The organism is Neorhizobium alkalisoli (assembly GCF_007829835.1).
GTDB lineage: Bacteria > Pseudomonadota > Alphaproteobacteria > Rhizobiales > Rhizobiaceae > Neorhizobium.
In genome coordinates this window covers 97,834-111,952 of record NZ_VIWP01000009.1, presented here as the reverse complement: position 1 = coordinate 111,952, position 14,119 = coordinate 97,834, and the positions used below count along the sequence as shown (strand labels likewise).

Genomic DNA, 14,119 nt, shown 5'->3' with positions numbered 1-14,119 from the left:
GTGTGAGTGCTCGTGTGGCAACGCCGCGACGATGCGGTGCCAGCCATCGGTCAATCGATCACCCGTAGCTAGCCCTCCTGAGCGCAAACCTCGGCCAGGAAATCGATAAATTGCCGCACCCGTGAAGACATGCGACGCCCCGCGGCGATGATTGCGCTCATCGGAAAAGGCGGTGGCGCGTACTCCTTGAGAATTTGCGCTACCTCTCCGGAGGTCAATACATCTGTAAACAGCCAGCTCGCATGATGGGCGATGCCGAGGCTTCCGAGCACCGCGCCTCTAACATGTTCGGCATCGTTCGTGCGAAATGCGCCCACGCCATCCAACGTGACCTGTCGACCGTGGAGTGTGGAATCCCACCCGACGATGTCTCCGTGGTGGAAATAGCCGATAACCTCGATAAACCGTCCATCAACTAGGAAACCTAATAGATCATTCTGTATGAATTCGAGGAGAGTTCAGGAGTAGTAGTCGAGATGCGCGCCCCGGAAGGGACGCGCATTCAAGTGGTTCAGCGCTTTATCACGCAGCTTCGATTTCCTCGGCAAGCTGCGGGCGGGCCAGAAGATCGTAGCTCGCAGCCGTGGTGACGTCAGCCTTGGGATTGTCGATCGCGCCATCGAAGCGTCCGACCACCTTGCCGCCGCTGATGAGGGCAGGGGAGTCATGGCTGATGAGAAGGAAGCGGGTGCCGGACAGTGCGCGCTTGATTGCCTTCTTTTCCTGCAGCGTGGACATCGCGTGATTGCCAGTGATTGTCGGCTCATGCGCAGCCTGATCGAGGATCGGATTGATCAGCTGATCGCCAAGGTGGTAGGCGATGTCACCTGCGATATTGGCCAAGCCTTCGTCGGTCTCGACGAGGATCGAGATGGAGCCCGGCGTATGCCCACCCGAGAGACGCACCGCAACGCCCGGAATGATTTCTTCTTCGAAGGTGCCATCGACGTCGAAAAGGCGCAACGCGCCGCGGGTATGCAACCTGTCGATAAGATGCTTCGTCTCGGTCGCGGTATACATGCCGGGACCCATCAGGCCAGAGGCCGCGAATTCGAGTTCCCGTCGGGACATCATAACGGTCGTCGACATGGGGAAGAGGTAGTCCTGACCGGAATGGTCGATATGCACGTGCGTGTGGATCACATGACGAATGTCCTTCATCTTCAGACCGTGTTGGGCGAGATGATGCTCGATCGACATTTCCTTGGTTTTCTCGTGCACCATGCCGAAAGCCGCGAACTGCTCCGCGTTTCTCGCGCCAGTGTCGATAAGGAGCGGCTCTTCACCTCCGGTGATCAGGAAACCCAGCGTCGGAACCGTTGTCAGGACGCCGGGATTGCGAAACAGCACGAGGCCGCTCGAGTCCATTGTGGTGTTGCCGTAGTTGATCGGATGAATTTTCAGGGTCATAGCAGTCTCCTTCAGTAGTGGGAGGTTATGAACCATTTGGTTCATAATGGTGATGCGCTTAACGGAAAGCCGGTTTCAGTATTTCCGATGGGACACGGCCCGGGGCCGTCACGTTCAGGCCCGTTGAGACTTTAAGGACTTGATTTGTAGAGCCGGGGTGCGAGGCAGTCTGACGACCAAGGCGATGACGATCGCGCATAGTCCGATCATGACCGGGGCACCGATAAGGGCCGCAACCGCCATGCTTACCTCGGTTGCCACCTTGCCTAATGCGACGGCCAGAAGTCCGGTAAACAGATAGGCGAACAGATAGAGCGCCGACATAACCCCACCCCGGACGTTTTCCGGAGTGACCGGGTTGATGATCGCCAGGCCGCCATAGACCATCAAAGCGTAGCCGACGCCGGAAATGGAAGTCGCGGGGATAAAGAAGACGAGCGTGTGTTGGGCAATCGCCGCCGCGAGAAAGAACATTCCGATGATCGACGCTGCCGAACCCCAGACCACGGCCTTGATACCGGTCAGCCGGCTAGCGAATAGACCTGCGATACCAAGAGAGATCGCGAAAAGTGCGAGAACTGACCCGTTGACAAAAATATTTGACGACTGAACCAGCTCCTTGGCGATCTGAGCTCCAAGTGAGGTGATGATGACCCCGTGGGTATAGGCGGTCATGACGGCGATGGAGGAAGCTATAAAGGGGGTTCGGATTTCTCGCTGGACGCCAGGAATTTTGGGATGCCAGCGGCCGGTATTTGTACGCCTGTTTTCCGGCAGAAACCAGCTGACTGCAAAAAGTCCGAGGAGTAGGACAAGAAGGACCATGAAAGTCAGGCGGCTGGGAAGCGGGGCGTATTGAACCAAGAAACCGCCCACGATAAGCGCGCAGGAGAAGCCGATGGCTTGGGCGATAATTGTGGTCGAACTGGCCTTTGTGACTCCCCCAGAGCCGGCGAATTCCTGGAGAGCAGCGGTGGAAGGCCCGGCTGAAAGTCCGACACCGATACCCATGAAAACGCGCCCGACGAAGAGCGTCGCCACATTCGGCGCGATCACGAAGAGGAACACACCGATGATGGACGATCCCAAACCGAGCAACATGGTCGTCCGTCTTCCAATAAAATCAGACAGGTCTCCGAACAGGACCAGTATCGCGACAACGACGATGGGGTAGATTGCGAAAATAGCCGTCGTCACTGTAGGCGTTAGGTTCCACTCATGAGCATACAGCGGATAGACCATCGCAGGGGCGGCGCTCGTCCAAAGGGTGTGGGCGACGACCCCCGCGGAGACCCAAAAGCTCAAAGTGGTTGAAAGACTTCTCGGCATCCCATGCACTCCTGTCTCACAGTGTTTGGCCGATAGTTTTGAACCAATTGGTTCAAAACTAATTAGCTCATCCTGCCTCGTCAAGGAGTTTTGAACCGTTTGGTTCTTTTTCTTTCGGTTTGGCAGGTCGAGCTCTATTCAGCGCAATCTGACAGGCCCATTTCGCTGACGATTGTAAAATCGAGCGATCGTCGGCTGCGGCCGGAAGTCCGGATACAGAACTGTGAGTATCGCCAGATAAGGGGGAGAGAGGGGCTCAGCGGTATTCGCTCCGAGTGCCGAAATGGGGTCGCTTTGCGTGCCGTCGAACGACAAAAGCAACGATGAACACGACACCCGCCAAGCACATTCTCGCGGGTGCAGTCCGTAAGGGCGATCTCAGCAAGAGCCGTTTGCCGGGCCTTAGCGACCGCCGGTCGCACTGCTTTGAAGTAGCCGCATAAACGCCCGGACGCGGTTCCGGTGAGCGCCGACGTCAGCTTTAAGGTTTGCGTCGATACAAATGCCCGAAAAGAAAGTCCATATAAGATCGCAGACGTCTTCCACTTGATCGTCGGGAAACACGGCTTTCACGTTGCTGCGGATACCCGCCATACGCGTTTCGTTGAAATCTGAAATCAATCGCACCGCGGCATTCGGCAGTAACGCAATGTCCCGTGTCGAGTTAACGGAAAGGCACCCGGCGTAATCCCCTGAGAAAGCCGGTGCCAACGATAGAAACTGCTCTATGTTGCCAAGGCCTAGTGGAATGTTCGCAAGGATGCGCAACGCGGGGCCGGTCTCGAGATACCGCTTTAGCGCTTCGACGAACATGTCGTCCTTGTTTTCGAACTCGGAGTAGAGGCCAGACTTGTTCACGCCGGTCGCTGCTTCAAGCTGCTGAACATTTGTTCCGGCGAGCCCAAAGCGCCAGAAAACGGGTATCGCCTTGTCGAGAACTGTTTCCCGATTGAATTTCTTTGGTCTAGCCATGTCCGCAACATAGTATTATGAACCGATTAGTTCAATACTCGTTGCGGTTGGTGCCGACAAAGGGTTGGCGGAGAGCCGGTGGAGCATCGCCACCTTGAAGGCCACGGCATGAAGCCACCGAACGTTGACACTTCAGGGCTGGCTGCCTCCGGCTGCGTCCAACGCCTCCACGGTATCGACGTCGCACATCGCCGCCGCTCCGATTTCCACTTCGATGACGGGTAACCCACTTGCAGCAATGACTTGGCGCGCGCCTCTGTCACCTTCCAAATCGCCCAGTGCACGAAACAGCTTTCTCGGAATAATTACCGGGTTCCCGTGTTCTCCATACGCAGTAGCACGCACGACAGAAAGTCCGCGGCACTTGTTGAAGGCTTCGATCATCAAGGACATGTGGCTTTCGTTGACGAGAGGCATGTCTGCTAAATGGATGAGAACTCCGTCGCAGTCGTGCGGCACCGCTTGTAGAGCCGCTCGAACCGACGAGGACATCCCCGACGCGAATGCGCTGTTGTGAACTACCGTGACGTTAAGGCCGCAAACGGCCTCTCGTATCTCATTGGCCATGTGGCCAGTTACGACGATCACCTTGGAGCCGGTGGACGCTGTCGCATGTTGCACAGACAGCCGCACCAGCGGCGCGTTTCCGAACATTGAGAGCAGTTTGTTGAATTTGCCCATTCGCGTGGAACGTCCCGCTGCGAGTATGGCTATCGCTACTTTCGAACCCATCGCCAGACCTCGACCTACGGTACCCAAACTTACAATGACATAACCCATGGCCAAAATCGCTATGGCGTAACTCAGCCGCGGCCTCGTCCAACAAAAACGCATTCCGATGAGCGACCGTCGTGACGCGCAACTGCCAACCGAGGTCTTACCGCCAAAATACCAACGCTTCCTAGATTGAGATCACTCTTTGGCCTGCTGCGTATAACCAGAAGGTATGGTCTCCGCACACGGTGGTCCGAACAGATTTCGGAGCAGCGGAAAGGCAACATCTGCTCATCGAAATTCAAATCACGGAGAGCACCGATGAACGCCTACGCACCCGCCAAGAACCTCAAGATCATCGAAGCAGCATCGCTGGCGATTGTCTCGGACATCGACCTGTCTTCCGCCGTCCCCGCCGCAGCGCAGGCTCCGATCTTGCTTCCGGATCTCTCCTCGGATGTCGTCCAGCGTGATCTTTTGCTGCCGTGGCAGCGCCGCAAGATCATGCAGTTCATCGAGGAACACCTTACGGAAACAATCAAGGTCGAGGAGCTTGCTGCCCTGACAAAACTCAGCAAGACCTATTTCTCCAGGGTCTTCAAGTCGGCGTACAAGGAAAGCCCCTACAACTATGTGCTGCGCCGCCGCATGGAGTTGGCAAAGGAACTCATCGCCGAAACGGACGCCGCGCTGAGCGAGATCGCGCTCGATTGCGGAATGGCCGACCAGGCGCACCTTTGCAAGACCTTCCGGAAGGTCTTTGGCTCGACACCGAACCAATGGCGTCGTTCTTCCCAGGCCGTTCAGCGCACGCCCGGCGCGCGGTCCCCGTCCACAACCCGCCAAGAAGCCAACACAGCACGCTTCAATTGATCTGCGACAGCCAGGAAAACCGAAATCGACAAGCTGGCGGGATCTCGGGATGGCAACCTTTCGCCGTAGCCTGGGGCCCGCCCTCCGCGAGCAGATTTCCAGTGGCCACCTGAACGCCGTCCAAAACCGTGCGGGCCGCTGAGTCGAATTCAATCAGAAAGATCCAAAGGAAAATCCATGCGCCTGACTTCCATTATCGTTTCGCTGTCAGTTATCTCAGCCCAGCCCGCCCTGGCGGCTTCAGAGCATTTCGTCGCGGGCCGTCTTGAGTGCGATCTGTCGCGTTCCGAGGGAGCGATTCTCGGCTCCAAGCAGGACGTCGCTTGTGTGTTCCATTCTTCCCAGGCATCGGCTCCTGTACGGTATACGGGTTCTATCGACAATTTCGGCGTCGACATCGGCGAAGTCGAGAAGGCCAAGTTGATCTGGGAGGTAGACGCGGTAAGCAGGCAAACCTCCTACGACCTCGAGGGCACGTATCGGGGCATCGAGGCGGCAGCGGCGTTGGGAGTTGGCGGAGGCGCGGTCATTCTGACCGGCGGGACACACGGAACCTTCTCTCTCCAGCCAGTTGCCGTCGATGGGCAGGAGGGTCTCGATTTCTCCATCGGCGTCACCCAGTTGCGCCTCAAGGCGTTGTGACACCAACGGCACCCATAACCGCGCAAAAGGCCGACAGGAAAAAACCTGCCGGCCTTTTGGCATTCACTTTGGAAACCGCTTTGTACAAGAAGCCATCACTCTGAGGTATATGGTCGAAAAATCAGCCCGGTTGCGGCCGATGTCGAGCTGAGCTCCAGATTGGCTCCGCCCGAGATCGCCGGATTACGACGCATGCCCGTACCCGTGCCAAGCTCTATGCCAATGCTATCGAGCTTGGGGCGCAATCAGGTGACCGATAGACGCCCGACAAAGGGTAGGCCTTGCTCAGGCTTCTTCGATGCACCGGATGAGGTCGTCGGCAAGTATCGGCTTCTGGAGAAGCTCACGCGCCCCTCCCGCGATGGCCCGCCGCCTGATGACTTCGTCCTTGAGCGCCGTCATCATGATGATCGGCATGTCCGGCCAGCGCTGCCTTACGATGTCCAGGAGCTCGAGCCCCGTCATCTCCGGCATGTTGATGTCGGTCAGCAGTAGGGTGACGAGGTCGATGTTGTCATAGGCGAGAAACGAACGCCCAGAGCTAAAGGGGAGGGCGTCATAGCCCATTGACTCGAGAAAGCCGGATGTGGCCTCGAGGAGCGCTTCGTCGTCGTCGACGATGGCTACTGATTTCTTGTCGCCAGACACTTGATGTTCCTTTCGCCCGACTTACGGGCTTTGACATCTAGTTAGATGGACTGGCGGGAATTTGTAATAATACGATTGTATGGGTAGCCCGACATTTGCCGCCCAGGTCGCCATGGTGCGGCGTTGATGCCGGGTATCGGCATCAGGCGAGAGAGTTGAGAACCCCGACTTTCCGTACCAGATCGGCGAGCGATGCCACGTTCATCTTCCGCATGACGTTCCCGCGATGGATTTTCACGGTCACCTCGGAAATGTCGAGGAGGTGGGCGATCTGTTTGTTCAGCAGGCCTTTGACGACGGCCTCCATCACTTCATGTTCCCGTGGAGTTAGGGAGGCGGCGGCCTTGAGCGCTTCGTTGGCGGCGCTCAGCTCAAGGCGACGGGCCCTGTCGCGCTCTATCGCGACGGAGACCGCGTCTAGCATCTCCTGATCCCTGAAAGGCTTGGACAGGAAGTCCGTCGCGCCGGCCTTCATCGCGCGCACGCTCATCGGGACATCGGCGTATCCCGTCATGAAGACGATCGGGAGCTTGTTGCCCATCCCGTTCAGCTTGGCCTGGAGGTCGAGGCCGCTCAATCCCGGGAGACGGACGTCGAGGATCAGGCAGCCGGGGCGGTCGGGCAGGGGCTCCGCGAGGAGTTCGGCAGTGGACGAGAACCCGAGCGAATCGATGCCGACCGAGCTTAGAACATCCCTTAGACCGTCGCGCATTCCGTCGTCGTCGTCGACGACGACGACTAGCGGCGCGTCCGCTTTGGTCGCGTTGGCGTCGTGCGCCCGATTACCTGCTGCTGCCGACATCGGCGTGGACCTCAAAAAGTCGATTGATCGCCGGACGCCGTCGATGCGGCGACGGAAACGGGCGCTGATTGCGCAGATAGTTACTACGCGCACGCGCAAAGCTCGACCTAGCTCTAAGGATAGGTTCTGTGCGCCGTCCGTTATTGTAGAGTCTGCTCGGTTTGGGAGGGCCAAAATCTTCACGAATTCCGGGGATATACGTCAATGAACGCCAGAGCTCAGACCGATACCTCGTATGTCGGCGACGAACCGATACCGAGCGGAATGACGTTCCGGATCCTAATGTCCAGCTTGGTCGGCACCTCCGTCGAATTCTACGACTTTTATATCTACGCCACCGCCGCCAGCCTGGTGTTCGGGCCGCTTTTCTTTCCGGCGACCGTCTCGTCGATGGAGCTGATCGGTGCCTACGCCAGTTTCGGGATCGCGTTCATTGCCCGGCCGCTCGGCGGAGCGGTTTTCGGTCACTTCGGAGATCGGGTAGGGCGCAAGGCGACCCTGGTCGCATCGTTGCTGTTAATGGGAGCATCGACAGCGGCGATCGGACTGCTTCCCACCTACGCGGTCGCGGGGTGGCTCGCCCCAGCTCTGCTGTGCCTTCTCAGGTTTGGTCAGGGGCTGGCGCTTGGCGGGGAATGGACCGGGGCGGCGCTTCTCGCTCTCGAAAACGCCCCGAAGGGTTGGCGCGCTCGCTATGCGATGTTCGCGCCCCTTGGCGCGCCGATCGGGTTCCTGTTGGCCAACAGCCTGTTCCTGGGGCTGACGCTAACGCTGTCGCCCGAGCAATTCGCCGACTGGGGATGGCGGGTGCCATTTCTCCTGAGCGCGCCCCTGGTCTGGATGGGGATCTGGATCCGCTTCAATCTCGTCGAAACACGGGACTTCCACGCAGCCATAGCCAAGTCGAAACCTTCCCGCGTACCGCTCCTCGACATCTTCCGGCTGCACATGGACCAGGTGATTTCCGGCGCGTTCGGCGTGGTCGCCTGCTTCTCTCTCTATTACGTGGTCACGGCGTTCGCCCTCGGGTATGGCACGTCGGAACTCGGCTACACCCGATCGTCGTTCCTGATGGTTGAGCTCGGCGCGATCCTCTTCATGGCCGCTGGCATCGTGGTGGCGAGCTGGCTTTCCGACAGGATCGATCCGGAGCGCATCCTGATCTTTGGGTGCATCGGCACCATCATCTCGGGTGTCGTGCTCGCGCCAATGCTGGGAAGCGGGTCACTGCTCGTCATTTTCATCTACCTGGCTTTCTCGCTCTGGGTGATGGGTTTCGTGAACGGGCCACTCGGGGCGTGGTTGCCGGGCCTTTTCCCGACCCGGGTCCGCTATTCCGGAACGTCGGTCGCCTTCAACATCGGCGGCATTATCGGGGGAGCGTTGACCCCGGTCGTGTCTCAGGCCCTCGCCCAGTACAGCGGATTGGTGGCTGTCGGCTTTTACCTCGCGATCACGGGCGGCCTCAGTCTCATCGCGTTCGACGCGAGCGCCAGACGCAAAGCGCTCGGGGCGCTCGCGCAGAGCGAGACGAGATACCGCTCCATTTTCGCCCAGAACCACGTCTCGCTGTGCGAGGTGGACCTGTCCCTCCTGTGGAAGCGGTTGGAGGCGGTGCGCGCCTATCCTCCTGCCAAGCTTCGGGCATATCTCGACTCGATGCCGGAGTTCGTCGACCAGTGCTCGAAGCTTGTGAGGTTCGTGGACGTCAACGACGCTACCGTTCTCCTTCTCGATCGGAAGAACCAGCAGGAGGTCCTTGGCTCGATAGACCGATTCCTTCCGCCGCGAAGCGAACTGGTGGAGGCCATTATTCTCGGCATGTGCTCGGGTGACGATCGGGTCGAGATGGAAGCGCGGCTTCTCAGGAGCCCCGGCAACGAAGTCATCGCGATCTTCGTCATCGCCTTTCCTGAGGACAAAGACGCCTTCGACCGTGTTGCGTGCGCGATGATCGACGTCACTCAGCGCGAGCAGGCCAAGGAAGCGCTGATGGCGGCGCAAAACGAACTCGCGAGGGTTGGCCGTGTCGCGACCGTCGGCGCGATTTCCGCGTCGATCGCGCACGAAGTGAACCAGCCGATCGGTGCTGTGGTCATGAGCGCGCAGGCCTGCATGCGGTGGCTTCAGGCGAACCCGCCGGACATCAAGGCAGCCTCGACGGCGGCGGAGCGCGCGATCAAGCACAGCATGCGGGCGAGTGAAATCATCCAGCGCACCCGCGAGCAGGTGCGGGGCAGCAGGAGACGGCTCGAAAGCGTCGATCTGAGGAACATCGTCACGGACGTCCTCGGTCTGCTTGACCGCGAACTGATGTCGGCCTCCACAAAGGTGACGACCGATTTCTCGATCGATGATCCGGTGGTGTTGGCAGATCGGGTCGAGATGCAGCAGGTGATCGCGAACCTGATCACGAATGGCCTGCACGCGATGGGCAGCGTCCCTGCCGAGCAGCGTGACCTGAGTATCTCGCTGACCGCTGCCGAACTGGATATGGCTCGGCTGCAGGTCCGTGATCGCGGTACGGGCATCGCTCCGGAGAACCTCGCAAAACTCTTTAGCCCGTTTTTCACGACCAAGAATGAAGGCATGGGTATAGGCCTGGCGATCTGCAAGACGATCGTTGAGGCGCATGGCGGATCGCTGACGGCCCGCAACCACGACGACGGTGGCGCGATTTTCGAGATCGTTCTGCCGTTGACGGCGGAAGAGGAAGTAACCTCTCCTCGTGCGGCGGTGGGCGCGTAACAGTCGCTTCGAAAGCGTCGCCGCACTACCGGACCTCGCTGCCGCGGTGTCTCATCAAGTCGTGACCCGAAGTTACAAGAATGCCCCGACCCGGAGAACTAGGGTGGGGCGCTTTCGGGGCGCTCGACGCCCCGCGTTACACATGGAGATTCCGATGAAAAAATACCTGGGCAACCTCGACTCCACAGCGTTGGCAAAGCCGCGCCGGCTTGCAGCCGTTCTCGCGGGATCGCTGAGCCTTGCCTTGGCCTGCGTCTCTCAGGCTGACGCCCAATCGGCAAAGCCGACGACCGATCTCGATGTCGCCACCGCGCACAAGATCATAACTGCCGCGCTCGCGGAAGCGCAGAAGGGACCGCCGTCGAGCGTCTTTGTCGTCGACAACTCCGGTACGGTCGTCGCCGCCGAACGCATGGACGGAGCCTTCCCGGCAAGCGCCAGGATCGCGCAGGGGAAGGCCGAGACGGCTGCCGCCTTCTGGCAGAGCACGGGCAACCTGGAAAACGCGGCGAACGGTGGCCGGCAGGCTCTGCTGTCGTCGGGTTATGTGGTTTTGCAGGGCGGTATTCCGCTCAAGATCGACGGCAAGGTCGTCGGCGCTGTCGGGGTGAGCGGTGGAAACAAGGACCAGGACGAGGCGGTAGCCAAGGCCGGAGCTGCGGCTCTCGGGAAGTAGGCTCGAAGAAACCGACACAATTAGCGGCCTAAAGCTAGCTTCAAGTATTGGAAGAGCCTTTCGAGATTGTCTTGAGGGGCTTTTCTGGCTTTGACCCACTCCATGAAGTCTGCTGTCGGCCCAAAGCGGACATGGTCCACGGTCACTCTGCCATTTTGCTGACCTGGTCGATGGAAGTGCTCGCCACGGCGGCCGTGGTGCCGGCGTTGTAATATTGGGACGGCTCTAAGGGGGTCGACATTCCGAGCCGATTAACTCTCGGCTGCCACCATTCTTCGGGCACCTTGCCCCGTGTTTGCCTTGTCCTATTTCTGCCCGAGAAAAGGGAGGAATAAATGAAGGTTTTAATTGTCGAAGACGAGTTGCTGATCGCGGTCGAGTTGGATCGCATCGTGGATGGCGCAGGTCACGAAATTGTCGGGGTCGTCGCGTCGGTGGACCAGGCTCTAGCTTATGCCGCAAATGCTGACGTCGCCCTTGTCGATCTCCGTCTGGCCGACGGCCCAAGCGGCGGGTCTCTTGCCCGACGGCTCATCGACAGGTTCGGCATCAAGGTCATTTTCGTGACCGGAAATCCCGGTGAAGTCGGTTACGGCCTCGATGGCGCAATCGACGTTGTCGCGAAGCCGTTCACGGAGGCGCGGATTCTCTCCGCGCTGGCGAAAGCCGATGAAGCGCTCGCCGGGGGTAAGCCGTCGCAGCCATCCATCAATCAGGCAAGCTCAGTTCGACTGTGACTTCTCGTTCAGCGCATCGCTCAAAGCTCTTCCCAGTGTGTCTGCCGAGACTGGCTTTCTTACAACGGGTACGTCCGAAAAACCCTGCGGGATGTTTACTCCATCGCGATAGCCGGTCGCGAACACGTAGGGAATTCCCAGACGCCCCAGTTCGCGTGCCACGTCTTCGGAGGTTGTTGTCCCCAGATTGAGGTCCAGCACGGCTACCTGCGGAGGCTTGGAGGCAATTGTCGCGAGCGCCGCATTGACGTTCGCCGAGACACTCACGTTCCTAGCTCCCAAGGTGACCAGCAGCTCCTCGGTGTCCATCGCGATCAGCGACTGATCCTCGACAAGAAGCACGTCCAGACCTTCGACGGGTATCTCGGGTGACGTCTGCCCCGGTTCCACAGCATCCTGGCTTTCGGCCACCGTCCGCAGGTGCAAAGCCGGGATGACGATCTTCGCCCTCAATCCTTGTGGCGGGTATTCAATATCGACCGTGCCGCCGAGATCGTGTTCGACCGTCTTCTCGATCAGGTTCGAACCGAACCCGCGCCTCGTGGGAGGATAGACTTCGGGGCCACCGCTCTCGATCCAGCTGACCCGGCAGTCGCCGTTCTCGGTGAACTCCCATGATATGTCGAGCCGTCCCGCCGGAACCGACAGGCTGCCGTATTTTGCAGCATTGGTCATCATTTCGTGCAGAAGCAGCGCGAACACGCCGTATGCTCGCTCGGTCAAGCCGACCGACTGCCCAGTCACAGAGACGCGGTCGGGCGTCTTGCTGAAACGATGCATTTTCGCCTCGGCATCGATCAGGCCTTTCAGTTCCCCGCCCTCTGACGCTCCGAAGGTCTGGTCGTGAGCGAACGACAACGCCCGCAGGCGACCTTCGAACGACGCGGCGTAGTCGTCCACCGTGTCGGCGTTGGCACCCGTCTGGGAAGCGATCGATTTCACGAGCGCCAGGATATTCTTGACCCGATGATTGAGTTCCGAGTTGAGAAGTCTGCGCTGCTCCTCGGTGCGTTCGCGCTGTTCCTCGGTGGCGTCGTTGTGCGAGAGCATGACGTCCCTGACATAGCCACGAACCGATTCCGCGACGGCAAGGTCGGCATCGGTCCATGGCATCGACTTATGACGGACGTCTTCACGCCACGTCTCGAAGCTCCCGCGAGGCGTCAGCCGCCCTTCGGCTTTTTCCGCCTGCTCCCGCATCTTAGGTTCGCCCGCCCACTCGATCTCGTGGGCTTCCTCGCTGCGGAAGAAAACGAGGAAGTCGGGTGCCGAAACGGAAATCGGGATCGCCAGCGCCCCCGCGACCCGCGATCCGTATTCCGTGCCGTCTCCGGTCTCGGCCATAAGGTCCTGTGTGTCCCATATCTGACGGCCGGATCTATCGGCGATCAGCGACATCAGATCCGGGATCGCCGCGTCGGACGGAGTGACACCAAATGAGAACCAGTGTCCGCGCGACCATAGTCCCGCGCCGTCGCTGGCGATCAGCGACGAAAACTCCCTCAGCCGCGCCTGCAACGTCGCTTCGACCGGATCGGTGGGATCGACGCCGGATATGATCGCTTCCAGCTTGCTCCTGGTCGCCGCCGCCGCCGCCTTCTGCTCGCGGTTCTCGATTGTGGCGACATGGAGCGAAAGGAACTGGGCGAACAGTTCGGTCGCCACCCGGAGCGGGATCGAAAGAACCTTTGGCGTATTGTGATGACAGGCAATAAGTCCCCAGAGTTCTCCGTCCACGACGATAGAGATCGACATGGACGCCGCAACGCCCATGTTGCGGAGGTATTCGCAATGGATCGGCGAAATGCTCCTCAGGTGGGCGTGGGAAAGATCGACTGGCGACTGCCCGTCGGAGAGCATCGAAACAAGCGGAACAGGTTCAAATGACGCATCCCCGATGATCCGAACCCAGTTTCGGACATAGAGCTTACGGGCCTGCACGGGGATATCGGAGACGGGAAAATGCTGTCCCAGGAAGCTGGTCAACGAAGGCTCCCTGGCCTCGGCCACGACACGGCCAGCTCCATTGTGCAGGAAGCGGTAGACCATCACTCGATCGTATCCGAGCATAGCGCGGACGAGACGGGCGACCGCTTTGAACAACGCGTCGAAATCCTTGAGGCCGTCCACTCGGCGCACCAGCGACTGTGTGAGGTGCAGCGCCACTTCGGTGTCTTCGGTGGACGCAGGAGGCTCGAATTCGAGGAACGTCCTGCCTTCGTAGCGATGTGCCGTGATGTCCGCGGCATATCGACCGTCTGCTAGCTTCGCCTTGAGAACCACGCCCGCGACCTGCCCCGATCCGACTTTCGCGATCGCGTTCGCGATGTCGTGGGCCACCGCGCCGCCGACAACATCGGAGAGTTCAGCACCGACGTAGTCCCGGTTTGTTTCCCCGAGGAACGTGTCGATGTTTTCCGAGACGAAGGAGACCAGGCCATTGTCGTTGAGGACAATCATCGCGCCGTGTGGCTGGATGCTTCCCGGAATATGGATAGGCTCGCGATCGCAGTTGGTAAGGTTGATCTGAGACCTGTCGTAACTCAACGGGCAAATCCTGGTTTTTTA

At 59.4% G+C, this 14,119-nt stretch carries 13 protein-coding genes; 5 read left to right on the top strand and 8 right to left on the bottom strand.

The annotated features are described in order from the left end of the window. Nucleotides 1-68: 68 nt before the first annotated feature. The 5 genes from FHW37_RS34690 to FHW37_RS26290 all read right to left on the bottom strand — a co-directional run bounded on the left by FHW37_RS34690 (nucleotide 69) and on the right by FHW37_RS26290 (nucleotide 4,443). Nucleotides 69-368 carry a LysR substrate-binding domain-containing protein gene (locus tag FHW37_RS34690; protein ID WP_432442898.1) on the bottom strand — a complete coding sequence of 100 codons (300 nt, stop codon included), beginning with the start codon at nucleotides 366-368 and terminating at the stop codon, nucleotides 69-71. A 154-nt stretch (nucleotides 369-522) separates the two neighbouring features. Continuing rightward, nucleotides 523-1,410 carry an N-acyl homoserine lactonase family protein gene (locus FHW37_RS26305; RefSeq protein ID WP_029869895.1) on the bottom strand — a complete coding sequence of 296 codons (888 nt, stop codon included), beginning with the start codon at nucleotides 1,408-1,410 and terminating at the stop codon, nucleotides 523-525. Between the two features lie 114 nt (nucleotides 1,411-1,524). Continuing rightward, nucleotides 1,525-2,739, bottom strand: a complete 1,215-nt coding sequence (locus tag FHW37_RS26300) for an MFS transporter (protein ID WP_145641785.1) — start codon at nucleotides 2,737-2,739, stop codon at nucleotides 1,525-1,527. A gap of 402 nt (nucleotides 2,740-3,141) precedes the next feature. Then, nucleotides 3,142-3,711, bottom strand: coding sequence for a TetR/AcrR family transcriptional regulator (locus tag FHW37_RS26295; protein WP_145641782.1), 570 nt, complete (start codon nucleotides 3,709-3,711; stop codon nucleotides 3,142-3,144). Nucleotides 3,712-3,843: 132 nt separating this feature from the next. Then, complete coding sequence (locus tag FHW37_RS26290; protein ID WP_281407281.1) at nucleotides 3,844-4,443, bottom strand: nucleotidyltransferase family protein; 600 nt, start codon at nucleotides 4,441-4,443, stop codon at nucleotides 3,844-3,846. A gap of 303 nt (nucleotides 4,444-4,746) precedes the next feature. Here FHW37_RS26290 and FHW37_RS26285 point away from each other — a divergent pair, with 303 nt between their 5' ends. Both FHW37_RS26285 and FHW37_RS26280 read left to right on the top strand, forming a co-directional pair. Further along, nucleotides 4,747-5,298 (top strand): helix-turn-helix domain-containing protein, encoded by a 552-nt coding sequence (locus FHW37_RS26285; protein WP_145641778.1) that lies wholly within the window; start codon nucleotides 4,747-4,749, stop codon nucleotides 5,296-5,298. 177 nt (nucleotides 5,299-5,475) lie between these two features. Beyond that, nucleotides 5,476-5,940, top strand: coding sequence for a DUF992 domain-containing protein (locus FHW37_RS26280; RefSeq protein ID WP_145641776.1), 465 nt, complete (start codon nucleotides 5,476-5,478; stop codon nucleotides 5,938-5,940). Nucleotides 5,941-6,225: 285 nt separating this feature from the next. Here the strand turns inward: FHW37_RS26280 and FHW37_RS26275 are convergent, their stop codons facing one another. Both FHW37_RS26275 and FHW37_RS26270 read right to left on the bottom strand, forming a co-directional pair. Beyond that, nucleotides 6,226-6,588, bottom strand: coding sequence for a response regulator (locus tag FHW37_RS26275; RefSeq protein WP_145641774.1), 363 nt, complete (start codon nucleotides 6,586-6,588; stop codon nucleotides 6,226-6,228). A 142-nt stretch (nucleotides 6,589-6,730) separates the two neighbouring features. Next, nucleotides 6,731-7,390, bottom strand: coding sequence for a response regulator transcription factor (locus FHW37_RS26270; RefSeq protein ID WP_029869903.1), 660 nt, complete (start codon nucleotides 7,388-7,390; stop codon nucleotides 6,731-6,733). Between the two features lie 204 nt (nucleotides 7,391-7,594). On the opposite strand from FHW37_RS26270, the gene FHW37_RS26265 reads away from it, so the two are divergent. The 3 genes from FHW37_RS26265 to FHW37_RS26255 all read left to right on the top strand — a co-directional run bounded on the left by FHW37_RS26265 (nucleotide 7,595) and on the right by FHW37_RS26255 (nucleotide 11,551). After that, nucleotides 7,595-10,138, top strand: a complete 2,544-nt coding sequence (locus FHW37_RS26265) for an MFS transporter (protein WP_246690918.1) — start codon at nucleotides 7,595-7,597, stop codon at nucleotides 10,136-10,138. Nucleotides 10,139-10,292: 154 nt separating this feature from the next. After that, a complete protein-coding gene (locus tag FHW37_RS26260; protein WP_186458402.1) occupies nucleotides 10,293-10,814 on the top strand; it encodes a GlcG/HbpS family heme-binding protein in 522 nt (173 codons plus the stop codon). Nucleotides 10,815-11,149: 335 nt separating this feature from the next. Continuing rightward, complete coding sequence (locus FHW37_RS26255; protein ID WP_145641771.1) at nucleotides 11,150-11,551, top strand: response regulator; 402 nt, start codon at nucleotides 11,150-11,152, stop codon at nucleotides 11,549-11,551. On the opposite strand, the gene FHW37_RS26250 is transcribed toward FHW37_RS26255, so the two are convergent. After that, nucleotides 11,537-14,098, bottom strand: a complete 2,562-nt coding sequence (locus FHW37_RS26250; protein WP_246690917.1) for an HWE histidine kinase domain-containing protein — start codon at nucleotides 14,096-14,098, stop codon at nucleotides 11,537-11,539. The two genes, FHW37_RS26255 and FHW37_RS26250, sit on opposite strands and share 15 nt — an antisense overlap. Nucleotides 14,099-14,119 lie beyond the last annotated feature (21 nt).

Coding starts and splice junctions, on each gene's coding strand:
- FHW37_RS26305 (WP_029869895.1), bottom strand. CDS start 1,410: ATGACCCTGAAAATTCATCCGATCAACTACGGCAACACCACAATGGAC.
- FHW37_RS26300 (WP_145641785.1), bottom strand. CDS start 2,739: ATGCCGAGAAGTCTTTCAACCACTTTGAGCTTTTGGGTCTCCGCGGGG.
- FHW37_RS26295 (WP_145641782.1), bottom strand. CDS start 3,711: ATGGCTAGACCAAAGAAATTCAATCGGGAAACAGTTCTCGACAAGGCG.
- FHW37_RS26290 (WP_281407281.1), bottom strand. CDS start 4,443: ATGGGTTCGAAAGTAGCGATAGCCATACTCGCAGCGGGACGTTCCACG.
- FHW37_RS26285 (WP_145641778.1), top strand. CDS start 4,747: ATGAACGCCTACGCACCCGCCAAGAACCTCAAGATCATCGAAGCAGCA.
- FHW37_RS26280 (WP_145641776.1), top strand. CDS start 5,476: ATGCGCCTGACTTCCATTATCGTTTCGCTGTCAGTTATCTCAGCCCAG.
- FHW37_RS26270 (WP_029869903.1), bottom strand. CDS start 7,390: ATGTCGGCAGCAGCAGGTAATCGGGCGCACGACGCCAACGCGACCAAA.
- FHW37_RS26265 (WP_246690918.1), top strand. CDS start 7,595: ATGAACGCCAGAGCTCAGACCGATACCTCGTATGTCGGCGACGAACCG.
- FHW37_RS26260 (WP_186458402.1), top strand. CDS start 10,293: ATGAAAAAATACCTGGGCAACCTCGACTCCACAGCGTTGGCAAAGCCG.
- FHW37_RS26255 (WP_145641771.1), top strand. CDS start 11,150: ATGAAGGTTTTAATTGTCGAAGACGAGTTGCTGATCGCGGTCGAGTTG.